The following is a 22,164-nucleotide window of genomic DNA, read 5'->3' as shown; positions in this document are numbered from 1 at the left end:
GAGCGGACGCGCACGAAACACACCCTTACGGGCTTCCCTCGTGGCTGGATGTCCAACTCTACGCCGGTTTCCAGCTGCCCCACACAGGAGGGCTGGTCCGGCGGCCCTCACGGGCCGCGCGGCGCAGGAGGAACAGTACACGACCTCCGAGGGCCCCTGCAGGGGGGTGGCGAGGTCCTTCCTCAGGCCACGCCGTGCGGGCGGAACTGGACGCTGACCCGGGGCCCCACCGGCTTCGTCGTCTTGGGGATGCAGTGCTCCCACGTGCGCTGGCACGAGCCGCCCATGACCACGAGGTCGCCGTGTCCGAGCGGGTACCGCCGGCTCTCCCCGCCACCGACCGGGCGCAGCATCAGCGGCCGGGGGGAGCCGAACGAGACGATCGCGACCATCGTGTCGGCGGTCCGGCCGCGGCCGATCCGGTCACCGTGCCAGGCGACGCTGTCGCGGCCGTCCCGGTACAGGCACATTCCGGCGGAGACGAAACGCTCGCCGAGTTCGGCCCCGTAGTGGCGGTTCAGCGATGCGCGGGCGTCGGCCAGCAGCGGGTGGGGCAGATCCTCGTCGCCGCCGTACCACCGGAGCAGCCGCGGGACGGCGACCTCCCGCTCGTACATCTGCCGGCGGTCCGCGCGCCAGCCGATGTCGCCGAGCAGCACCTCGAGGACGGCGTCCGAGCCGGAGACCCATCCCGGCAGGTGGTCCACCCACGCGCCCCGACCGAGGTCGTGCCGGACCACCCGCCCGGCCAGGGGCGTGAGCGTCGCCTCCTCGGCGAGATCCCACATCGAGGGTTGGTGTGCGAGCGCCATGGCGCTGCACGCTACTCCGGTTTCGTACACATGTGCGAATGGGAGACGGGTTCACGCCTTCGACCGGGACCTGCGGTCGCCCGGCCGTGGGCGAGCGACCCGGCTCGACTGAAGGTTTCGCACATGTGTGCGAAACCCTGTGGACAGGCCCCGCCCGGGCGGAGGGGCGTGCCCTACGCAGTGAGAGCGAGCGCGAACGGCAGGACGGCCGTCGCACCTGCCCGGCGCAGCTCCCTCCCGGCCACGGTCATGGTCCAGCGCGAGTCAGCCAGGTCGTCGACGAGCAGGACCGGGCCGTCGACCGATGCCAGCCGCTCCCGCAGCTCCTCGCCCACCACGATGCGTTGCCAGACGGCGGCCAGGCGGAAGGCGCTGTTGCCGCCCGGGCCGCCGGTCGGCCCGCCGTGCGCGAGGGACATCTCGCCGAGGTAGGGCAGCCGCCCCAGCCGGGCCAGCCCCTGTGCCAGGCCCGTCACCAGCTGGGGGCGGCGGCGTGACGGGACCGCGACGACCGCGGCCGGCCGCTCCGCCCAGTCCCACGCCCCGAGCACGCGCGCGCACGCACGGAGGAGGTCGTCGTCCGGCGGCACGTCGGACACCGAGCGCTGGACCGGGACGTCGAAGGCGGCGTCCGGGTCCTCCTCGATGCCGGGCGCCTCGTGGTCCAGGGTCACCGTGCCGCCGACGCCGTCGTCACCCAGGAGCGTGCGCAACCGCTGACCCCAGCCGAGGTCGGTCAGTCGGGCGACGGCCCGGCCGGGCTCCAGCTGGTCGCCGGGCGCGATCTTTCCCTTGACCTCGACGCCGAGCCGGTCGGCGCCGGTGGGCCACTGCGCCCGCGGCGCGAGCTCGACGCCGGGGCGGTCCAGCGCCGCCGACGCGGCCTGGGCTGCGGCCTCGGGAACCTCGGCGGAGTACCAGGCCCCGGCACAGACGTCGCACCGGCCGCAGGGGGCCGCGGTGGGGTCGTCGAGGGCCTCCTGCAGGAACGCCATGCGGCAGGACGCCTCGTCGACCGGCCGGGCGTAGGCGATCATCGCCCGCTGCTCGGCCTCCCGGGTGCGGGTCACGCGGGCGTACCGGTCGGCGTCGTAGACCCACGGCTGCCCGGTCGACCGCCAGCCGCCCTGCACGCGCTCCACCGCGCCGTCGACGGCGAGAACCTTGAGCAGGAGCTCGAGCCGGGAACGTCGCACGTCGGCCACCGTCTCCAGCCGCGCGACCGACCAGGCCTTGCCGTCGGCCATCGCGCCCAGGACCGCGGCCGCGTGGTCCTCCCGTGGCATGGACGACGTCGCGAACCACTGCCAGATCGCGAGGTCCTCCGGGCCGGGCAGCAGCAACACGTCGGCGTGCTCGACGGCCCGCCCCGCACGGCCCACCTGCTGGTAGTAGCTGACCGGGGACGACGGCGCCCCGAGGTGGACGACGAAGCCGAGGTCGGGCTTGTCGAAGCCCATGCCGAGGGCGGAGGTGGCGACCAGGGCCTTCACCGCGTTCGAGCGCAGCGCCTCCTCGGCGTCCTTGCGGTCGGCGTCGTCGAGGCGGCCGGTGTAGGCGCGCACCTCGTGCCCGGCATCGCGCAGCAGCGACGCCGTCTCCTCCGCGGCGGCGACCGTCAGCGTGTAGACGATCCCGCTGCCCGGGAGGTCGCCGAGATGACTGGCGAGCCAGGCCAGGCGGGCGCGGTCGGACGGCAGCCGGAGCACGCCCAGCCGCAGGGAGTCGCGCGAGAGGGGGCCGCGGACGGTCGTCACACCCACGCCGCCGGCGCCGAGCTGCTCCGCGACATCGGCGACCACCCGCTCGTTCGCCGTCGCGGTCGTCGCGAGGACCGGCGTCCCGGCCGGCAGCGTGCCCAGCAGGTCGCGGATGCGCCGGTAGTCGGGCCGGAAGTCGTGCCCCCAGTCGGAGACGCAGTGCGCCTCGTCGACCACGACCAGCCCGCAGCGGGCCACGAGCCCGGGGAGCTGCTCCTCCCGGAAGCGGGGGTTGGTCAGCCGTTCCGGCGAGACGAGCAGGACGTCGACGTCGTCAGCGGCCAGGCGCGCGGCGATGTCGTCCCACTCGGTCATGTTCGCGCTGGATATCTCGACGGCGCGGATGCCGGCCCGCGCCGCGGCGGCCACCTGGTCGCGCATCAGGGCGAGCAAGGGGCTCACCAGCAGCGTGGGGCCGGCACCGCGGCGGCGCAGCAACGCGGTGGACACGAAGTAGACGGCCGACTTGCCCCAGCCGGTGCGCTGCACGACCAGCGCGCGCTCCGAGCGCTCGACCAGCGCGGCCACGGCGGCGTCCTGCCCTTCCCGGAACACCGCGTCGGGCCGGCCGGTGAGTTCGCGCAGGATCTCCAGCGCCTCGGTGCTCACGGAGCGGGCGAGCTCGGACGGCGGCGCTGCGGTGCTCATGCGACGACAGTAGGCAGCGCGTCCGACAGAAGGTGCCCCCGAGCGAGAGCTGGGGACGGAGGGGGAGAATCCACAGGCGATGCGACCACCGGACAGCAGGCCACCGGACAATCACGTGCACACCGGGTGGTCCTGGGACACCCCGACCTCCTCGACCATGCGTCGGGCGTGCGAGCGCGCGGTGTCGCTGGGCCTGCCGGCGATCGCGTTCACCGAGCACCTGGACTTCACCGACTGGCTGGACAACGACCGGGCGACCACCGACGGCCTGCTGGGCCGGCACCCCGCGCACCAGTTGCCGATCAACGTCGAGGGCTACTTCGCCGAGCTGACCGAGGTGCGCGAGCGGTTCCCGGAGCTGCGCATCTGGTCCGGGGTCGAGACCGGGGAGCCGCACCTGTTCGCCGCCAGCGTCGCGGCGCACCTGCGCGACTCCCCCGTCGACCGCGTCCTCGGCTCGCTGCACTCGCTCGACCTCGACGGCCACCTGGTCGGCGTCGGCCGGGTCCTCTACACCGATCCCGACACCACGATGCGCCGCTATCTCGGCGAGCTCGTCGAGATGATCGAGGAGAGCGACGTGTTCCAGGTGCTCGCCCACGTCGACTTCCCGCGCCGCTACTGGCCCGGCGGGCACGACCGGTACGTGGAGAAGGACTACGAGGAGGAGTACCGGGGGGTGTTCCGGGCCCTGGCGTCCACCGGCCGCGCGCTCGAGGTGAACACCACCAGCCCACTCGCCTCGGTCGACCAGGTGCGCTGGTTCTACGAGGAGGGCGGCGAGGCGGTCAGCTTCGGCAGCGACGCCCACGCCCCGACGGCGATCGGGCAGAAGTTCGACCTCGCCGTCGACGTCGTCGAGGCGGCCGGGTTCCGCCCCGGACGCGACCGGTTCGACTTCTGGCGCCGGTGACGGCCGTCCGGAACGCCGGGCCCGACGACGGCGCGGCCTGCGCAGCCATCTACCGGCCCTACGTCACCGACACGGTCATCACCTTCGAGGACGAGCCGCCGACGGCGGCGGACATGGCCCGGCGGATCGTCGCGGCGCAGGAGCGGCACGCCTGGCTGGTCCTCGAGGACGACGCGGCCCGGGGTGGCGGCCGGGTCGTCGGCTACGCCTACGCCGCCCCGGTCAAGGAGCGGGCGGCCTACCGGTGGGCGTGCGAGGTCAGCGTCTACCTCGAACAGGGACGGCGACGCGGTGGCGCGGGACGGGCCCTCTACACCGCGCTGTTCGACCGGCTGGCCGCCCGCGGGTACCGGCGGCTGGTCGCCGGCATGACGCTGCCCAACCCGGCGAGCGAGGGGCTGCACCGGGCGATGGGGTTCGAGCCGATCGGCGTGCAGCGGCGGATCGGGTGGAAGCACGGCGGCTGGCACGACGTGGCGTGGGTCCAGCGCCCGCTCGGCGACGACGGTCCGCCGACCGAGCCGCGCTGACCCGGCTGCTCGGGAGAACGTCCCGGCTGGGGCGGGAAGGCGCCTCACGACGGCACGGCGGCGCGGCGGCACGGTTTCCGGTGACCGGATCGACCGGTCATCGAAGGAGGGCCAGATGTCCAGGACGACGTGGCGGGTAGCAGGGGCTCTGGCCCTGGGGCACGTGGGCCTGATCCTGGTGGGGATCAGCCAGCAGAGCTCTCCTCGACTCGGGGACGACGCCGCGGCGGTCACCACCGAGTTCGTGGACAGTTCGCTGGCGCGCGTGCTCGCCGGCGGCTACGTCGAAGCCCTCGGGTTCCTGCTCCTGCTGCCGGTCATGGTGTTCCTGGCACGTGCCGTCGGCCGTCGGACCGAGGTCGGTTCGTGGGCCGCGCAGACCGCCTTCGCGGCGGGGACGGGCTACGTGGTGCTGAGCCTGGCGCCGGGCCTCGCCGCAGGAGGAGCGGCGCTGTACGGGGCCCAGCGCGGCGCCGACCTCGGCACGGTGATCGTGGTCAACGACGTGCGGAACTTCGCCTTCTTCCTGAGCCTCCTGCTTCTCGCCGTCCACGCGGCGGGTGTCGGCATCTCGGTCCTGAACGACCGTGCCCTGCCGTCGTGGCTCGGGTGGGCGGGACTGGCGACGGCCGTCGTCCTCGCGGTCAGCGTCCCGCTGGCAGGTTCGGGGGCCGCAGACCACGCAACGCTGGTGTGGATCGTCTGGTTCGTGACCCTGGCGGGCGCCATGATCGTCCGCCGGCCCGACCAGGTCGGCAGAGCGGCCGCATCGGGCGGTGGGCGCGGATCGGGCATCGCCACCACCGCGACTCTCCGCTGACGATCGTCGTGCCGATCCGGGTACTTCACCGCTAAGAGAAATCCCGCTAGGGTGGCCGGGGTGACCTCCTCCCGCGTCGTGATCGCTCTCGGCGGCAACGCCATGACCGGCCCCGACGGGTCGGCGACGCCCGGCGCTCAGCGGGACGCGATCGCCGTCGCCTCGGGTCACATCGCCGACGTCGTCGCCTCGGGCGTCGACGTCGTCCTCACGCACGGCAACGGACCGCAGGTGGGCAACCTGCTGGTCAAGAACGAGATGGCCGCCCACGTCGTCCCGCCGGTGCCGCTGGACTGGAACGTGGCGCAGACCCAGGCGACCATCGCCTTCACGCTCGCCGACGAGCTCGATGCGGCTCTGGAGCTGCGCGGGCTCCCGCAGCGGACAGCCGGTCTGGTCACCCGCACGCTGGTCGACGCCGACGACCCGGGCTTCCGCGAGCCGTCGAAACCCGTGGGCCGATTCGTCCCGGAGCAGGAGGCCGAGCGGTTCATCGCGCACGGCCAGATCTGGGAGGACCGCGGCGAGAAGGGCTGGCGCCGCGCCGTGGCCTCGCCGGAGCCGCTGTCGGTCGTCGACTCCCCCGCCATCCACGCCCTGGTCGACGCCGGGTTCGTCGTCGTCTGCGCCGGCGGCGGCGGGATCCCGGTGGTCGACGACGGCCAGGACGGGCACGCGCTGCGCGGCGTCGAGGCCGTCATCGACAAGGACCTGACCGCCGCGATCCTGGCCCGCGAAGTGAATGCCGACACCCTCGTCATCGCGACCGACGTCCCGAACGTCATGATCGACTTCGGTACGCCGGCGGCCCGCCCGCTGGGCCGGGTGACCGTCGCCGAGCTGCGCGAGCACGCCGCGGCCGGCCAGTTCGCCCGCGGCAGCATGGGCCCCAAGGTCGACGCCGCCCTGCGCTTCGTCGAGGGTGGCGGGTCCCGCGCCGTCATCACCTCCCTCGAGCACATCGCCGACGCCGTCGCAGGTGACGACGCCGGCACCGTCCTTACCGTCTGACCACCCGCCCGCCACACCCGCGAGAGGAACCGCTGTGCCCGCACCGATCGAGGTCCGCAAGGTCCCACTGCACAACGTCAGTGACGCCTCCGAGCTGGCCAAGCTCATCGACGACGGCGTCATGGAGGCCGACCGCGTCATCGCCGTCATCGGCAAGACCGAGGGCAACGGCGGCATCAACGACTACACCCGGATCATCGCCGACCGCGCGTTCCGCGAGGTGCTGCTGGAGAAGGGCTCGCGTCCGCTCAAGGAGGTCAAGCAGATCCCGATCGTCTGGTCCGGCGGTACCGACGGCGTGATCAGCCCGCACGCGACGATCTTCGCGACGCTCCCCGAGGACTCGGTCGAGAAGACCGACGAGCCGCGGCTGACCGTGGGATTCGCGATGAGCGAGGTGCTGCTGCCCGAGGACATCGGCCGGGTCGCGATGGTGGAGAAGGTGGCCGAGGGCGTGCGGCGCGCCATGGAGGCCGCCGGGATCAGCGACCCCGCCGACGTGCACTACGTGCAGACCAAGACGCCGCTGCTGACCATCGACACGATCCGCGACGCCCACGAGCGCGGCCAGACCACCATCCTGGAAGAGCCGCACGGCTCGATGGACATCTCCAACGGCACGACGGCGCTGGGCATCGCGGTGGCCCTGGGCGAGATCGAGATGCCGACCCAGGAGCAGATCATGCGTGACCTCTCCCTCTACAGCGCCGTCGCCTCCTGCTCGTCGGGCGTCGAGCTCGACCAGGCGCAGATCGTCGTCGTCGGCAACGCCCGCGGGCACGGCGGCAACTACCGCGTCGGCCACTCGGTCATGAAGGACGCCCTCGACCAGGACGGCATCTGGGCCGCGATCCGCGACGCCGGCCTCGAGCTGCCCGAGCGCCCGCACCACACCGACCTGGGCGACCGGCTGGTCAACGTCTTCCTCAAGTGCGAGGCCGACCCCACCGGCAAGGTGCGCGGCCGCCGCAACGCGATGCTCGACGACTCCGACGTCTCCTGGCACCGCCAGATCAAGGCCTGCGTCGGCGGCGTGACGGCGTCGGTCACCGGCGACCCGGCCGTGTTCGTGTCCGTGGCCGCGGTGCACCAGGGCCCCTCGGGCGGCGGCCCGGTGGCCGCCATCGTGCGCGCGTCGTAGGGCTCGGACACCCAGCCACGGGGCTTCCTGAGGGGAAGGTGCGGCCCGGACACCCGTCCGGACCGCACCTTCCCCTCAGTCGTGTCAGGTGTCACTCCCTCGGAGGGATCAGCAGCGCCCCCGAGCCTCCGGGAATGTCCGGACAACTGGTACGGTTCGACGAGTCATACCCCCAGGGGTATCCACGACCAGTCGAACACAGGAGGTCCCCGTGGTTCCCGAGATCGACCAGCACGCCTTCGCCGACCGCCTGCAGGACGGCGCCTACGTCGTCGACGTCCGCGAGGCGCGCGAGTACCGGCCCGGGCACGTGCCCGGCGCGATCAACCTGCCGCTGAGCCTGCTCCCCGTGCGCCTGTCCGAGGTGCCCAAGGACCGGCCGGTCTACGTCATCTGCCAGGCCGGTGGGCGCAGCGCGCAGGCCACCCTGCTGATGCGTGGTGTGGGCATCGACGCACGCAGCGTCGCCGGCGGCACCGGCGAGTGGATCGCGTCCGGCCGGCCCGTCGACACCGCCGCCTGAGAGGACCCGTCATGATCACCGTCCTTCCGCTCGACACCCCCGGTCTGGGTGACCGGACCTACCTCGCCCACGACGGCGAGGTGGCCCTCGTCGTCGACCCGCAGCGCGACTACGACCGCGTCCTCGGTCTCGCCGAGGCCGCCGGGGTGCGCATCACCCACGTCTTCGAGAGCCACATCCACAACGACTACGTGACCGGCGGCCTCGAGCTCGCGCGCGCGGTCGGCGCGCAGTACCTGCTCAACGCCGACGACGACGTGTCCTTCGAGCGGACCGGCGTCCGCGACGGCGACGTCGTCGAGGTCGGCGACCTGATGCGGGTGCGGATCCTGCACACCCCGGGTCACACGCACACCCATCTCTCGTTCGCCCTCGAGGCCGACGGCGAGTCGGTGGCCGTCTTCACCGGCGGCTCGCTGCTGTTCGGCTCCACCGGACGCCCCGACCTGCTCGGCCCCGACCACACCCAGACGCTGGCGCACGCCCAGTGGCACTCGGCCCGTCGCCTGGCGGCCGAGCTGCCCGACGAGACCGCCGTCTACCCGACGCACGGTTTCGGCAGCTTCTGCTCGGCGACCCAGTCCGGCGGTACGGCGAGCACGATCGGCCAGGAGAAGCTGGCCAACCCGGCGCTCACCACCGACGAGGCGCGCTACGTCGACGAGCTGATCGCCGGCCTGGACGCCTACCCGGCGTACTACGCGCACATGGGTCCGTCGAACTCCGCGGGCCCGGGCACGCCGGACCTGTCCCTGCCCCAGCAGGCCGATCCGGCCGAGCTGCGCCGGCGCATCGAGGCCGGCGAGTGGGTCGTCGACCTGCGCAGCGGGACGGCGTTCGCGGCCGGCCACGTCGGCGGCACGGTGAACTTCGGCCTGGACGGCCAGTTCGTCACCTACCTCGCCTGGCTCATGCCGTGGGGCACCCCGGTGACCCTGCTCGGCGAGACCGCCGACGACGTCGCCGAGGCCCAGCGCGAGCTGGTCCGCGTGGGCATCGACCGGCCGGCCGCCATGGCGACGGGCAAGCCCGAGGACTGGACCGGCGACGACGAGCTCGCCCGCTTCCCGCAGGCGACCTTCGCCGACCTGGCCGGCGAGCTGACCCAGCCGGAGCCGCCCGTCGTCCTCGACGTCCGCCGCAACCAGGAGCGCGCCGAGCGCTTCATCGACGGCTCGGTGCACATCCCGATCCACGAGGTGCTCGACCGGATCGCCGAGGTCCCGGCCGGCCGCGTGTGGGTGCACTGCGCCGGCGGCTACCGCGCCGGTGTCGTGGCCGCCCTGCTCGACGCCCACGGTCGCGACGTCGTGGCCGTGGACGACTCCTTCGACAACGCCGGCCCGGCCGGCCTTCCCCTGATCACCCCGAACCTCCAGGAGCTGCCCGCATGACCAGCACCACCGTCCGGTCCACCGTCGATGCCCCCTCGCTGCAGGAGCGCCTCGAGGACACGGCGAGCTCGGACCCGACCCTGATCGACGTCCGGACGCCGGTGGAGTTCGAGGCCGGGCACATCCCCGGTGCGATCAACGTGCCGCTGGACCAGCTGCGCGGCCAGCTCGACGACATCTGCGAGGTGCTCAGCGAGCACGACGTCGTCCTCGTGTGCCGCTCCGGCCAGCGCGCCGGGCAGGCCCAGGAGGCCCTGCACGGGGCCGGGCTCGGCCGCAGCACGGTGCTGAGCGGCGGCATCGTCGACTGGCAGGCCACCGGGGGCGACCTGAACCGGGGCCGGCAGGCCTGGGAGCTCGAGCGGCAGGTCCGCCTCGCTGCGGGCTCGCTCGTCGTCACCGGGATCGCCGCCAGCACCGTCGCCCCCAAGGCCAAGTGGTTGTCCATGTTCGTCGGCGGCGGGCTGATGTTCGCCGCCCTGACCAACACCTGCGCCATGGGCATGGCCCTGGCCAAGATGCCCTGGAACCAGCGCGGCGCCCGTGCGACGGGTTCGGCCCTGGACCAGCTGACCAGGAAGCAGTGATCTGATGCTCCTCGCCGTCACCGCAGTTCTCGCCGTCGTCGTGGGCGTCACCCTGGGCCTGCTGGGCGGCGGGGGCTCGATCCTCATGGTCCCGCTGCTGGTGTACGTCGCGGGGCTGGACGCCAAGGCCGCGATCGCCACGTCACTGCTCGTCGTCGGCGTCACCTCGGCGGTGAGCGTGTTCGGTCACGCGCGGGCGGGCCGGGTCCGCTGGCGGACCGGGCTGATCTTCGGCGCCGCGGGCATGGGCGGCGCGCTCGTCGGCGGGTTGATCGGCGGCCATCTCCCCGGCCAGCTCCTGATGGGCGCGTTCGCGGTGATGATGGTCGCCACCGCGATCGCGATGCTCCGGGGCCGCAAGGCCGTGGACGCCTCCGCGGCACACACGGAGCTGCCGATCGGACGGGTCCTGCTCGACGGCGCGGTCGTGGGCCTGGTCACCGGCCTGGTCGGGGCGGGTGGCGGCTTCCTCGTCGTCCCGGCGCTGGCACTGCTCGGCGGGCTGCCCATGGCCGTGGCCATCGGCACCTCGCTGCTGGTCATCGCGATGAAGTCCTTCGCCGGCCTGGCCGGGTACCTGGCCACCGTGCCGATCGACTGGGCACTGACGGGTGTGGTCACCGCGGCCGCCGTCGTCGGCAGCCTGCTCGGGGCGCGGCTCGTGGCGCGCATCCCGGCGGAGTCGCTCCGGCGGGGCTTCGGCTGGTTCGTGCTGGCGATGGGCGCGTTCGTGCTGGTGCAGCAGGTGCCCGGCGACCTCCGGCTGGTCGCGCTGGCCGGCGTCGCGGCGGTGGGCGTGGCCATGGGCACGTGCTCGGCCTTCGTCCCCCGCTGCCCCCTGCGGGCCGCCCGCGCCTGACCAGCCCCTGCCAACACCGCCAGATCTGGACACTCGCCCCCATCAGGGTCCTGACAGGGGCGAGTGTGCAGATCTCGCGCGTTCGGCGGGGGATGTACGGACAACGCCCCCTACGATCCGGCGTGTGGGAGGTCCGGTGGGCTCGGGACGTCGGCGGGGCCGCCGCCGCCTGACGCCGCCCGAACGCGGTGACGTCATCGCCGCCGTCACGGTCGCGCTGGTCCTCGTCCCGCAGTCGCTGGCCTACGCCAAGCTGGCCGGGCTGCCCGTCGTCACCGGGCTCTACACGGCGGTCGTGGCCACCATCGCCGGCGGGCTCGTCGGCTCCTCGCGATACCTGCAGACCGGGCCCGTCGCGCTGACCAGCCTGCTGACCTTCGGTGCCCTGACATCGGTGGCCGACGCCGACAGCGGCGACTTCGTGGGCCTGGCCGCGGTGCTGGCCCTGGTCGTCGGCGCGACGCGCATCCTGATCGGCCTGCTGCGGTGGGGATTCGTCGCCTACCTGATGAGCCAGCCGGTGGTGGCCGCCTTCACCGTCGGCGCGGCGCTGCTGATCGCGCTCTCGCAGGTGCCGGCGCTGCTGGACGTGCCGGCCACCGGCAGCCCGTTCACCGCGGCCGTCGACGCCGCCAGCCGGCCGGCCGAGTGGGATCCCGTCGCCATCGCCCTGGGGCTGGTGATGGTCGCCCTGGTCCTGGGCGGACGGCGGATCGGCCCCCGCTTCCCCGGCGCGTTCCTGGGTCTCGTGGGTGCTCTGGCGCTCACCGGCCTGGGCCTGATCGCGGTGACCGAGGTGGGCGACGTGCCCAGCGGCCTGCCGACGCCGACGCTGGACCTGCCCTGGTCGGCCACGCCGTCGCTGGTGCTGGCCGGCGTCGTCATCGCCCTGGTCGGTTTCGCCGAGGCGTCGAGCATCGCGCGGCAGTACGCGTCCGAGGACCGCGAGACCTGGGACCCCGACCGCGAGTTCGTCGGCCAGGGCCTGGCCAACGTGGCGGCGGGGGTGTTCCAGGGCTATCCCGCCGGGGGCTCGTTCTCCCGCTCGTCCCTCAACCGGCTCGCCGGGGCCCGCACCCGCTGGAGCGGCGTCCTCGCCGGGGTGGTCGTCCTCGCGGTCATGCCCGTGGCGTCGGTGCTCTCCGGCCTCCCCCAGGCCGCACTGGCCGGGCTGATCATCGCCGCCGTCGTCCCGCTGATCCGGCTCCGGCCGTTCGCCGAGCTGTGGCGGGTGTCCAAGCCGCAGTTCGCCGTCGCCGCGCTGACCTTCGCCGTCACGGTGGCCTCGGCACCGCACGTGGAGCGCGGCGTGCTGGTGGGGGTCGCGCTGTCGCTCGGCGTCCACCTGTGGCGGGAACTGCGGATCGAGATCGAGACGTGGAGCGAGGGCAGCACACTGCACGTCCGGCCGCAGGGCGTCCTCTACTTCGGTTCCGCGCCGGCCCTGGAGGAGCGCGCCGCCGCCCTGGTGGCCGCCGACCCGGGTATCGAGACCGTCGTCCTGCACCTGGAACGCCTGGGCCGGCTCGACGTCACCGGCGCGCTGGCCCTGCGGTCGCTGGTGGCCGACATGCACCTCTCCGGCGTGACCGTCGTCCTCGCCGGCAGCCAGCCGCAGGCCCAGCGGGTGCTGCGGACCGCGCTCGGTGACGCGTTCGACGCGGTGGATCCCGGGGAGCGGCGGGTGGCGGACCGGCGGCGCGAGGTGCGCGACGAATGAATGTCCTGACCTCCCTTGCGTGAACCAGGTCACGAGGTGAGACTTGTCCGAACATCTCGGAGGAGATCGCCGTGGCCACGACCGCTGTTCAGGACACCGTCCGCCGCCCCCTGCCGCCCCGGGTGTCGCCCGCCGAGCTGCAGTTCCACCTGCGCGCCGATCCCGGCAGCGTCCGGCTGCTCGACGTCCGGACCGCCGGCGAGTACCTCACCTGCCGGATCCCCTCGGCGCTGAACGTCCCGCTCGACCAGCTCCCCCGCTACCGCGACGAGGTGTCCGGCTGCCCCGACCCCGTCGTCCTCGTCTGCCAGCTGGGGTCGCGGGCCGAGCAGGCCCAGCGCCTGCTCACCGAGGCCGGTCACCCGCAGGCCCACGTCCTGGACGGCGGGATGGTGGCCTGGCAGCAGGCCGCGGGCGAGGTGGAGCACGGGGAGCCCCGGTGGGCGCTCGAGCGGCAGGTACGGCTGGTGGCCGGGTCGATCGTGCTCGCCGGAGTGCTGGGCAGCGTGCGGATCCCCCGGCTCAAGTGGATGTCGGGCGCGATCGGCGCCGGCCTCACGTTCGCCGCGCTCAGCAACACCTGCATGATGGGGACGATGCTGTCGAAGCTGCCCTACAACCGCGGCAGCCGGCGCGACGTGGAGCTCGCGGTCTCAGCGCTGGCCGCGTAGCCGCTCGCACCGACTACCTTCTCGGAGCATGACGACGGCCGAGGGAGCACGCAGCGGCCTCCTGGACCGACGCTCGTCGCAGCCGTTGTGGGCGCAACTCGTCGACGACCTGGACCGGCGGCTGCACCGGAACGAGTTCACCGACGAGTTCCCCGGCGAGCACGAGCTCTGCCGCGAGTACGACGTCAGCCGCCACACGGTCCGCGAGGCGCTGCGCAGGCTGCGCGAACGCGGGCTGCTCGACAGCGGCCGCGGCCGGCCGACCCGCGTGCGCCAGCACCTGATCGAGCAGCCGCTCGGCGCGCTGTACAGCCTGTTCCGCGAGGTCGAGTCGCGGGGGCTGGTGCAGCGCAGCCATGTGCTCGCGCTGGCGGAGGTGACCGACGCCGCCGCGGCCGACCGGCTCGGGGTGGTGGAGTCGACGCCTCTGCTGCACCTGGCCCGGCTGCGGCTGGCCGACGACGAACCGCTCGCCGTCGACCGCGCCTGGCTGCCGATGTCGATCGCCGGGCCACTGCTCGGCGTCGACTTCACCCACGCTGCGCTCTACGACCAGCTCGAGCTGATCTGCGGCGTCCGGCCGACCGGTGGGCGGGAACTGCTCACGGCCGGGGTGCCCGACGACGGCGACCGGGCGCTGCTCCAGCTGCCGGACGACGTGGGCACGCTGCGCATCGAGCGCACCGCCGACATCGACGGGCAACCCCTCGAATGGCGCGTCACCTGGCTGCGCGGCGACCGGTTCGCGGTGTCGGCCGACTGGTCGCGCTACTCCGAGTACCGCATGGACCTCGCGGCCGCGAACCCTCCGCGCACGTGACCTGATGCCGCGTACCTGACCTGATCCCGCGCTGATGCGCATTCCTGCGGTCGTGGCGACGCCAGAACCGCACCCATGCGCATCGCAGCGGCGCCTCCGAAACCCACCGCGGCCCGATGATCGATCGGACCCTACGAGAAGGACGTGCTGACGTGGCAGAACCGGGTGGGCAGGTCCCCCGACCGCCGAGCGGACCCGAGGGCGGCCCGTGGTCGCCCCCGCAGGCGCCTGCGTGGCACGCCTACCCGTCGCCGCCCTACCACCCGGCGATGCCCCCGCGACGCCGCCGCAGCCGGTGGCTCACCGTCGGGTTGCCCGTCGGGGCCGCTCTCGCGCTCGGTGGAGCCCTGGTGTGGTTCCTCGTCGGGGCCGTCAGCGACCTGACCGGCTCCCTGGGCTCCGCCCAGGAGAGCACTGCCGCCTACGCCGACGCCCTCGTCGACGAACGCTGGGTCGACGCCCACGCGTTGCTCTGCGCCGAGAGCCGAGCAGCAGTCACCGCCGAGGACCTGGAGGAGCACTACGCGGGGCGCGAGCTCACCGGGTACCGCGTGACCGGCGTCAACGTGCGCAACCACAACGGAGTCGAGTCCGGCCAGATCGACATCGTGTTCACGACGGCGGACGGGCTGGACGACGCGACGACCATCCCGCTCGCTCGGGAGGGCGACGACTGGCGTCCGTGCCCCTGACGGTGCGGACCCGCTAGCCCGAGCTCGATTCCGCTCCCGTGGCCCCGGTCTCGCCGGAGGCGTCCTCCGCGCCGTAGGCGACCTGGCCGGCCTCCTCGGCGGCGGTCATCTCCTCGGTCCCGTCCGACGGGTCGGACCGTTCCGTCCGGCGTTCCGGCTCGGTCATGCAGGGCCTCCTCAGGCGACGCTGAGCGGGAGCGGCACACCCACGAGGCTGCGCCGCACGACGGGGAGATCGGCCGCGAGCTGCCGGAGCACCTGCGCCGAGGCGGCCGTCGGGTCGCGCCGGACGACCGGCACGCCCGCGTCGCCGGCCTCGCGCAACGCGGCGTCCAGCGGCACCTGCGCCAGCAGCGGCACGCCCATCTCGCCGGCCAGCTGCGCCCCGCCGCCGGAGCCGAACAGGGCCGTCCCGTGGCCGCAGGCCTCGCACACGGCCGCCGACATGTTCTCGACGACGCCGGCGACCGGCATGCGGGCATCCTTCGCCATCCGCCCGACCCGGCTGGCCACGACGCGGGCCGCCGGCTGCGGCGTGGTGACGGCGAGCAGCGCGGCACTGGGCACGAGCTCGAGGAGGGAGAGCGTGATGTCGCCGGTGCCGGGCGGCAGGTCCAGGAGGAGGACGTCGAGATCGCCCCAGTGCACGTCGGCGAGGAACTGCTCGAGTGCCTTGTGCAGCATCGGCCCGCGCCAGACGACCGGCTCGTCCTCGGGCACCAGGAAACCGGTGCTCATCAGCCGGACGCCGTGCGCCTCCACCGGGAACATCAGCCCGGACAGTGCGACCGGTGCCCGGCGGGTGCCGAACAGGTGCGGCACCGAGTAGCCCCACACGTCGGCGTCGAGCAGCCCGACCGAGAGCCCCTGATCGGCCAGCGCGACGGCGAGATTGGCCGTCACCGACGACTTGCCGACGCCGCCCTTGCCGCTGGCGACGGCGTAGATGCGGGGTGCGGGCACCGGGATCCCGCGCTCCGGGCCGCGCAGCCGCGCCGAGAGGTCGCGGCGGGCCCGCTCGTCGAGAGCGCCGAACACGACCTCGACGACGGCTCCCGGCGCGACCGAGTGGACGGCGGCCGTGACGGCGACCCCGAAGGCGTCGCGGAGCGGGCAGGTCGGCGTCGTCAGTCGGACCTCGACGCGGACGCCGCCGTTGCGCGCCGTGACCTCCCCCAGCATGCCGAGGTCGGCGATGGGCCGGTGGATCTCCGGGTCCTCCACCCGGCCGACCGCGTCGCGGATCGCGGCCAGGTCCAGGTCGAGGTCGGCCCCGCGGCGGAACCGGCTCATCGCCGGAACGCCCGGCGCTTGGGCTTGACCGGCCGCATGAGGAACTCCGGCCGCCGCTGCCCGTCGGGGCCCAGCGCGGGCCGGGTCTTGGCCAGCCACTCGGCGTAGACCTCGCGCGACTTCGTCGTGTCGACGACGACGTCGGCGTACCGGTCGCCGGGGTGCGCGCGCTCCAGGGTCACCTTCTGCAGCCAGCAGTGCGCCCCGGACCACGGGTCGGGCTGCACCGGGAAGGTGAGGTTCTGGTGCACACCCGGGTCGTCCCAGTAGATGCGCTCGCTGTCCTTGTCGGCGGAGGAGAAGGCCTTCACCCCCTGCTTCTGCCGCATCGTCCACACGCCGTCGGCGTGGTCGAGGTCGACCAGGCCGGTGACCCACCGGCTGCCCTCGCCGTCGCGCAGCCGCCAGCGGCCCATGTGGTGCGAGAGCGCGACGACGCCGGGCCGGATGCCCTCGGTGGCCCACACCTTGACGACGAAGTGCCCGATCCGGGTCGAGACGCGGACCAGGTCGCCGGTGCGCACGCCGACCCGGGCGGCGTCGCGCCCGTTCATCCAGAGCGGGTGGGTGTTGCTCAGCTCGTTGAGGTACTTGGCGTTGCCCGACCGGGTGTGGATCAGCGTCGGCAGCCGGAACGTGGGCACGAGGACGAACTCGCCACGGTCGGGCTCGACCTGGCGGCGACTGACGTGGCTCTCGATGTAGGTCGGGGTCGCGTACTCGGCCCAGCCCCAGTCGCGCATCGCCGTGCTGTACACCTCGAGCTTGCGCGAGGGCGTGAGCCAGCCGAAGGTGCGGCTGCCATCCGCGTGCTCCAGCCCGACCGCGCCCGCCTCGCCGACCAGCGGCGGGGCGGAGTCGAGGGTCACGGGCTTGCGCAGGACGCCGTCGTCGTCGGGGACCGCGCCGTCCAGCTCGACGTCGGTGAGCGGCCGCTCGTCGACGCGGTAGATGTCCGAGGCCACCTCGACGACGCCGAACTTGCGCATGTACTGCAGCGGGGACATGCCCAGCGCCTCGGCCTTCGCCGGCAGGCCGGGCACCTGGTTCTCGAAGATCCACCGGTAGTACTCGTCGACGGTGACCTTCTCGCCGGGGCGGTAGGGCGACTCGAAGTACTTCCGGATGCCGAGCGAGCCGTCGGGGTCGATCCGCCACGACAGCTCGAACCAGTACTCGTTCTCCTCCCAGACCTCGCCGGGGTTGGACTCGCGGGTGTCGGCGACCGGGCGGCCCATCTTCTCGGCGGCCACGCGGGCGACCGGCTGGCGGAAGCCGAGCCACTTGCCGGCGTGCGTCTCGTAGGAGTGGGTGTCGTGCCGCTCCAGCGAGTGCCCCATCGGCAGCACGTAGTCGGCGAACTCGGCGGTCTCGCTCCAGGTCGGGGTCAGCGCGACGTGCAGGCCGACCATCGACTCGTCGGTGAGCGCCTCCATCCACGTGAAGCCGTCGGGGTTGGTCCAGATCGGGTTGTAGACCCGGCTGAAGTAGACGTCGAGCTTGCCCCGACCGTCCTTGAGGAAGTGCGGCAGCAGGATCGACATCTCGTTGGTCGACATCGGGTACTCGGCCGGCCAGGTCAGCTCGTTCCACGAGTCGATGGCGGGCGGCATGTTCGGCCCGTGCGGGATGAACTTGTCCCAGCCGTTGGGGCTCGTCCCGCCCTTCGTGCCGATGCTGCCGGTCAGCGCCAGCACGAACCACAGCGCCCGCGACACCGCCCAGCCGCCGTAGTTGCCGGCCGCCGCGGAGCGCCAGACGTGCGCCGAGAGCCGGCCGTCGCACTGGGCGACCAGGCGCGCCATCTCCTCGATGCGCTCGACCGGGATCTGGGCCTCGCCGGCCGCGAACTCGAAGGTGTAGCGGGCGTAGTCCTCGGTCAGCAGCTCGAGGAAGGTGGCGAAGTCGCGCGGGGCGTCCGGGTGGACGTTCTCCAGGTAGACGTCCCAGTTGAACCAGCGCTCGAGGTAGGCGGCGTCGATCTGCTTCGTGCGCAGCAGGTAGGAGGCGATGGACAGCAGGATCGCCGCCTCGCTGCCCGGCCACGGCGCCACCCAGAGGTCGGCATGGCTGGCCGTGTTCGACATCCGGGGGTCGACCACGATCAGCTTCGCGCCGTCGAGCTTGCCCTCCATGATCCGCTGGGCGTGCGGGTTGAAGTAGTGGCCGGTCTCCAGGTGGCTGGAGAGCAGCAGGATGACCTTGGCGTGCGCGTAGTCGGGCGAGGGCCGGTCGAACCCGCCCCACAGCGTCTGGCCGAACCGGGCACCCGACGAGCAGATGTTGGTGTGGCTGTTGTGCCCGTCGACGCCCCAGGCCATGAGGAAGCGCTCGGCGAAGCCGTCCTCGCCCGGGCGGCCCACGTGGTACATGACCTCGTTGCGGCGGCCCTCGGTGATGGCGGTGCGGATGCGGCCGGCGATGTCGTCGAGCGCGGCGTCCCAGCTGACCTGCTCCCACTGCCCCGCGCCCCGCGCCCCGACCCGCTTGAGCGGGTGCAGGATCCGCTCGGGGTCGTTGATCTGGTTGATCGTGGCCGGTCCCTTGGCGCAGTTGCGCCCGCGCGAGCCGGGGTGGGCGGGGTTGCCCTCCACCTTCTTGATGGAGAGGTCTTCCTTGTCCACGTAGGCGAGCAGCCCGCAGGCCGACTCGCAGTTGAAGCACGTGGTCGGCACGAGCATGAACTCGCGCGGCACCTTGCGGGGGTGGGCCTTGGCGTCGTTGACGACGACGGAGTCCCACCGGTCGGGGTGCGGGAAGTTGTGCAGGTTCTCGTGCGTGCGCGCGCCGGGCAGGTCCGGCTGGGCAGCCTGCTGCGATCGGACGTCCTCGATGGTCACGCCGGCTCCTTCACGACAGGGGGACGTCCTGGCCGGCGCGCACGTAGACGCTCTCGTACGCGAGCAGGACGACCTGGACGAGCAGTCCGGCGACGGCCGCCAGGACGAGCAGGTCGCCGTCCCAGCTCGGCACCGCCAGGGCGGCGGCGACGACCGCCAGGCCGATCGACGCCCGGAACAGCGGTGCGTACCGGCCGGAGGTGACCATGTGCGCGGCGGCGGCCGCGTGCCGGGTGGCGTGCCGGCCGCCGTACTCCACGGCGAGGATCAGCACGTGCGCGGCGGTGGCCAGCACCAGGGTGCGGACGACGAGCGCCGCGCCGTCGGCCCCGGTGTCGGTGAACGGCAGCGCGAGGGCCAGCGCGCCGGCCCCGACCATCAGCGCCTGAGCCTGCAGGTGCCAGAACAGGACCGGGGACTGCCAGAGGTCGCGGCCCTCGGCCTGGCCGAACAGGAACGCCGTGTAGCCGGCGGTCATGACGGCGGCGGGGATCGCCACCCACGCCAGGACGTCGAGCGCCGGGCCGAGGTCGAGCAGGTCGAACTCGGTGGCGACGCCGGCCAGGAACCACAGCCCGGCGACGAGCGCACCCACGCCGAGGGCGACCCCGCCCAGGAACAACCAGGAGGTCGGATTCGGCTTCAGCAGGATGTAGAGGAAGCGCTCGGGGCGCTTGAGGTCCCAGATCAGCAGCCCCGCGGTGGCGGCGAGCATGACCAGGGCGAGGGCCGGCGCGACCACCGTGCCGAGGATGCCGAGGTCGACACCGGTGATCAATGCGAGCGCCGCCACCAGCAGCGCGCCGGCCGCGATGCCCTTGGTCCACAGGTACGTGGTGACCTTCCAGCCCCACGGGCGAGGGTGGGCGGTGTTGTACACCGTGCGGGCCCCGCGGACCGCGTCGGCGCGGGTGTCCTGCGCGACCTCGAGGCGGTGCGCATCGGGGTGCGACCAGATGTAGGTGTCGTCGACCGGGGCGTCGAGCGGTTCGAGCACGGCGCGGTCGGCGCCCAGGTAGAAGACGTTCGGCCCGGTGTTCTGCTCCGGCGAGCGCACGCTGGTCGCGTTGCCGTTGATCAGCCGGCTGATGCCCGAAGTCGGGTCGTCGAGGTCGCCGACCCAGATCGAGTGGGTGGGGCAGACGACCACGCAGGCCGGCTCGAGGTCGTCGTCGATCCGGTGGGCGCAGAAGTTGCACTTGGCCGCGGTGTGGGTGTCCTCGTCGATGTAGATCGCGTCGTACGGGCAGCCCTGCATGCAGCTCTTGCAGCCGATGCACCGGTCGCGGTCGAAGTCGACGATGCCGTCGTCCCGCTTGTAGAGCGCCTTGGTCGGGCAGATCTTCACGCACGGGGCGTCGGTGCAGTGGTTGCACCGCATGACGCCGAACTCGCGGGTCGTGGCCGGGAACTCGCCCTTCTCCACGTACTTGAGCCAGGTGCGGAACTGGCCGACCGGCACCTCGTGCTCGGTCTTGCAGGCGACGGTGCACGCATGGCACCCGATGCACGTGCGCTGGTCGATCGCGAACCCGTACTGCATCCGGCTCCCCTGAACGTGATCCGCGTCGCCACGGTTGTGCGGACATTACGGCGGCCCGGGCACCGGCTGCAAGGCTTGTCCGGACAATAAACAGGGATCGATGAGATCGATTGCATCACTTGCCCGCGTCGACCCACCGGCCTAATGTCCGGACATCCCCCGACCGAGCCGGCCCCTGGAGGCACCGTGCGCGTCGATGTGATCGAGACCCCCGACCTGGGCGACCGCAGCTACGTCGTCAGCGACGACACCTGTGCGATCGTCATCGACCCGCAGCGCGACGTCGACCGGGTGGAAGCGCTGCTCGAGCGACTCGGCGTCCCCGTGACGCTGGTGCTCGAGACGCACATGCACAACGACTACGTCACCGGCGGGCTGGTGCTCGCGCAGCGCACGGGCGCCACGTACGTGACGTCGGCCCGCGACGAGGTCGCCTTCGAGCGGCGCGGGGTGAACGACGGCGACGAGCTCACGGCCGGCTCGATGACCGTGCAGGTGCTCGAGACCCCGGGGCACACCTACAACCACCTCTCCTACGTCGTCCGCCACGGCGACGAGCCGCCCGCGGTCTTCTCCGGCGGGTCCCTGCTCTACGGCAGCGTCGGGCGCACCGACCTGCTCGGCTCGGACCGCACCGACGACCTGACCCGCAAGCAGTTCCACTCCGCGCGGCGGCTGGCCGAGCTGCTCCCCGACGAGGCGCCGCTCTACCCGACGCACGGGTTCGGCAGCTTCTGCTCCTCCGGCGGGGCGACCGGCGGCAGCTCGGGCACCATCGGGGAAGAGCGCAAGCAGAACGACGCGCTCCTCGAGGAGGACGAGCAGGCCTTCGTCGACCGGCTGGTCGCGGGCCTCACCGGCTACCCGGCCTACTACGTGCACATGGGGCCGCTGAACCAGCAGGGTCCCGGCGCCCCCGACCTCTCACCGCCGACGCCGGTGGACCCGGTCGAGCTCGCGGCCCGGATCGGCGCCGGCGAGTGGGTCGTCGACCTGCGCGACCGGTCGGCCTACGCGGGCCGGCACCTCGCGGGCACCCTCTCGATCGAGTTCGGCCAGCAGTTCTCCACCTACGTGGGCTGGCTGCTGCCCTGGGGCGCCCCGATCACGCTCATCGGCGAGTCGCCCGAGGATGTCGCCGACGCCCAGCGCCAGCTCGTCCGGATCGGCATCGAGCGCCCGGCCGGGGCGGCGACCGGCGAGGTGGATTCGCTGGCCGAGGGCATCCCGGTGCGCTCCTACCCCCGCGCGGACTTCGAGCAGGTGGCGGCGGAGGAGGGCGCGCAGATCCTCGACGTCCGCCGGCACGACGAGCGCAAGGACGGCTACATCGCCGGCTCGGCGCACATCCCGATCGACGAGCTGACCGACCGGCTCGACGACGTCCCCGGGGGCACTGTCTGGGTGCACTGCGCCAGCGGCTACCGGGCGGGGATCGCCGCCAGCCTGCTCGACCGGGCCGGGCACGACGTGGTGCACGTCGACGACGACTACGCCAACGCGGAGAAGGCCGGCCTGCGCATCACCCGCTGAGGAATGCCCTCCCCGCGCGCGACGCTGCACCCCTCGGGTACCCACCGGGGTATC

The 22,164-nt window shown here is 73.1% G+C and carries 20 protein-coding genes; 14 read left to right on the top strand and 6 right to left on the bottom strand.

Features of this window, described 5'->3' with window-relative positions:
- Positions 1–182 precede the first annotated feature (182 nt).
- Together ABD644_RS22110 and ABD644_RS22105 are read right to left on the bottom strand one after the other, a co-directional pair.
- A complete protein-coding gene (locus ABD644_RS22110) occupies positions 183–812 on the bottom strand; it encodes an alpha-ketoglutarate-dependent dioxygenase AlkB (protein WP_344691423.1) in 630 nt (209 codons plus the stop codon).
- A gap of 173 nt (positions 813–985) precedes the next feature.
- On the bottom strand, positions 986–3,220 hold the full coding sequence (locus tag ABD644_RS22105) for a RecQ family ATP-dependent DNA helicase (protein ID WP_344691421.1): 2,235 nt from the start codon (positions 3,218–3,220) through the stop codon (positions 986–988).
- Between the two features lie 115 nt (positions 3,221–3,335).
- On the opposite strand from ABD644_RS22105, the gene ABD644_RS22100 reads away from it, so the two are divergent.
- The 13 genes from ABD644_RS22100 (at position 3,336) to ABD644_RS22040 (ending at position 14,901) form a co-directional block, all read left to right on the top strand.
- Positions 3,336–4,133, top strand: coding sequence for a PHP domain-containing protein (locus ABD644_RS22100; RefSeq protein WP_344691419.1), 798 nt, complete (start codon positions 3,336–3,338; stop codon positions 4,131–4,133).
- Positions 4,130–4,663, top strand: a complete 534-nt coding sequence (locus ABD644_RS22095) for a GNAT family N-acetyltransferase (RefSeq protein ID WP_344691417.1) — start codon at positions 4,130–4,132, stop codon at positions 4,661–4,663. The genes ABD644_RS22100 and ABD644_RS22095 overlap by 4 nt, the downstream gene beginning before the upstream one ends.
- Before the next feature lie 115 nt (positions 4,664–4,778).
- The gene (locus tag ABD644_RS22090; protein ID WP_344691414.1) at positions 4,779–5,483 is read left to right on the top strand and encodes a hypothetical protein; all 705 of its coding nucleotides are present in this window, start codon (positions 4,779–4,781) and stop codon (positions 5,481–5,483) included.
- Positions 5,484–5,543: 60 nt separating this feature from the next.
- The gene (locus ABD644_RS22085) at positions 5,544–6,494 is read left to right on the top strand and encodes a carbamate kinase (RefSeq protein ID WP_344691412.1); all 951 of its coding nucleotides are present in this window, start codon (positions 5,544–5,546) and stop codon (positions 6,492–6,494) included.
- Between the two features lie 34 nt (positions 6,495–6,528).
- The gene (gene bar / locus ABD644_RS22080; protein ID WP_344691410.1) at positions 6,529–7,635 is read left to right on the top strand and encodes a barbiturase; all 1,107 of its coding nucleotides are present in this window, start codon (positions 6,529–6,531) and stop codon (positions 7,633–7,635) included.
- Between the two features lie 211 nt (positions 7,636–7,846).
- Positions 7,847–8,158, top strand: coding sequence for a rhodanese-like domain-containing protein (locus ABD644_RS22075; protein ID WP_344691408.1), 312 nt, complete (start codon positions 7,847–7,849; stop codon positions 8,156–8,158).
- Between the two features lie 11 nt (positions 8,159–8,169).
- Positions 8,170–9,552 carry an MBL fold metallo-hydrolase gene (locus tag ABD644_RS22070; protein ID WP_344691406.1) on the top strand — a complete coding sequence of 461 codons (1,383 nt, stop codon included), beginning with the start codon at positions 8,170–8,172 and terminating at the stop codon, positions 9,550–9,552.
- Positions 9,549–10,139 carry a rhodanese-like domain-containing protein gene (locus tag ABD644_RS22065; protein ID WP_344691404.1) on the top strand — a complete coding sequence of 197 codons (591 nt, stop codon included), beginning with the start codon at positions 9,549–9,551 and terminating at the stop codon, positions 10,137–10,139. The genes ABD644_RS22070 and ABD644_RS22065 overlap by 4 nt, the downstream gene beginning before the upstream one ends.
- Before the next feature lie 4 nt (positions 10,140–10,143).
- Positions 10,144–10,998, top strand: coding sequence for a sulfite exporter TauE/SafE family protein (locus tag ABD644_RS22060; protein WP_344691402.1), 855 nt, complete (start codon positions 10,144–10,146; stop codon positions 10,996–10,998).
- 124 nt (positions 10,999–11,122) lie between these two features.
- Positions 11,123–12,718 (top strand): SulP family inorganic anion transporter, encoded by a 1,596-nt coding sequence (locus ABD644_RS22055; protein WP_344691400.1) that lies wholly within the window; start codon positions 11,123–11,125, stop codon positions 12,716–12,718.
- A 71-nt stretch (positions 12,719–12,789) separates the two neighbouring features.
- Positions 12,790–13,389, top strand: a complete 600-nt coding sequence (locus ABD644_RS22050; RefSeq protein WP_344691398.1) for a rhodanese-like domain-containing protein — start codon at positions 12,790–12,792, stop codon at positions 13,387–13,389.
- 28 nt (positions 13,390–13,417) lie between these two features.
- Complete coding sequence (locus ABD644_RS22045) at positions 13,418–14,209, top strand: GntR family transcriptional regulator (protein ID WP_344691396.1); 792 nt, start codon at positions 13,418–13,420, stop codon at positions 14,207–14,209.
- 152 nt (positions 14,210–14,361) lie between these two features.
- Entirely contained in the window at positions 14,362–14,901 is a 540-nt protein-coding gene (locus tag ABD644_RS22040; RefSeq protein ID WP_344691394.1) for a hypothetical protein, read from the top strand.
- A gap of 13 nt (positions 14,902–14,914) precedes the next feature.
- On the opposite strand, the gene ABD644_RS22035 is transcribed toward ABD644_RS22040, so the two are convergent.
- The 4 genes from ABD644_RS22035 to ABD644_RS22020 are packed head-to-tail and all read right to left on the bottom strand — an operon-like array spanning position 14,915 to position 20,577.
- Complete coding sequence (locus ABD644_RS22035) at positions 14,915–15,067, bottom strand: hypothetical protein (protein WP_344691392.1); 153 nt, start codon at positions 15,065–15,067, stop codon at positions 14,915–14,917.
- Positions 15,068–15,078: 11 nt separating this feature from the next.
- The gene (locus ABD644_RS22030; protein WP_344691390.1) at positions 15,079–16,194 is read right to left on the bottom strand and encodes an Mrp/NBP35 family ATP-binding protein; all 1,116 of its coding nucleotides are present in this window, start codon (positions 16,192–16,194) and stop codon (positions 15,079–15,081) included.
- Entirely contained in the window at positions 16,191–19,034 is a 2,844-nt protein-coding gene (locus ABD644_RS22025; RefSeq protein WP_344691388.1) for a molybdopterin-dependent oxidoreductase, read from the bottom strand. Before ABD644_RS22025 ends, ABD644_RS22030 begins: the two co-directional genes overlap by 4 nt.
- A gap of 10 nt (positions 19,035–19,044) precedes the next feature.
- Positions 19,045–20,577 carry a 4Fe-4S dicluster domain-containing protein gene (locus ABD644_RS22020; RefSeq protein WP_344691385.1) on the bottom strand — a complete coding sequence of 511 codons (1,533 nt, stop codon included), beginning with the start codon at positions 20,575–20,577 and terminating at the stop codon, positions 19,045–19,047.
- Positions 20,578–20,763: 186 nt separating this feature from the next.
- Between ABD644_RS22020 and ABD644_RS22015 the strand changes: the two genes are divergently transcribed.
- On the top strand, positions 20,764–22,110 hold the full coding sequence (locus tag ABD644_RS22015; protein WP_344691383.1) for an MBL fold metallo-hydrolase: 1,347 nt from the start codon (positions 20,764–20,766) through the stop codon (positions 22,108–22,110).
- The last annotated feature ends 54 nt before the right edge of the window (positions 22,111–22,164 follow it).

This window comes from Blastococcus jejuensis, assembly GCF_039534705.1.
GTDB lineage: Bacteria > Actinomycetota > Actinomycetes > Mycobacteriales > Geodermatophilaceae > Blastococcus_B > Blastococcus_B jejuensis.
The sequence above is the reverse complement of the archived record's forward strand: the minus strand, read 5'-3'. Positions and strand labels throughout refer to the sequence as shown.

Coding starts and splice junctions, on each gene's coding strand:
- ABD644_RS22030 (WP_344691390.1), bottom strand. CDS start 16,194: ATGAGCCGGTTCCGCCGCGGGGCCGACCTCGACCTGGACCTGGCCGCG.
- ABD644_RS22035 (WP_344691392.1), bottom strand. CDS start 15,067: ATGACCGAGCCGGAACGCCGGACGGAACGGTCCGACCCGTCGGACGGG.
- ABD644_RS22105 (WP_344691421.1), bottom strand. CDS start 3,220: ATGAGCACCGCAGCGCCGCCGTCCGAGCTCGCCCGCTCCGTGAGCACC.
- ABD644_RS22045 (WP_344691396.1), top strand. CDS start 13,418: ATGACGACGGCCGAGGGAGCACGCAGCGGCCTCCTGGACCGACGCTCG.
- ABD644_RS22020 (WP_344691385.1), bottom strand. CDS start 20,577: ATGCAGTACGGGTTCGCGATCGACCAGCGCACGTGCATCGGGTGCCAT.
- ABD644_RS22065 (WP_344691404.1), top strand. CDS start 9,549: ATGACCAGCACCACCGTCCGGTCCACCGTCGATGCCCCCTCGCTGCAG.
- ABD644_RS22110 (WP_344691423.1), bottom strand. CDS start 812: ATGGCGCTCGCACACCAACCCTCGATGTGGGATCTCGCCGAGGAGGCG.
- ABD644_RS22060 (WP_344691402.1), top strand. CDS start 10,144: ATGCTCCTCGCCGTCACCGCAGTTCTCGCCGTCGTCGTGGGCGTCACC.
- ABD644_RS22090 (WP_344691414.1), top strand. CDS start 4,779: ATGTCCAGGACGACGTGGCGGGTAGCAGGGGCTCTGGCCCTGGGGCAC.
- ABD644_RS22070 (WP_344691406.1), top strand. CDS start 8,170: ATGATCACCGTCCTTCCGCTCGACACCCCCGGTCTGGGTGACCGGACC.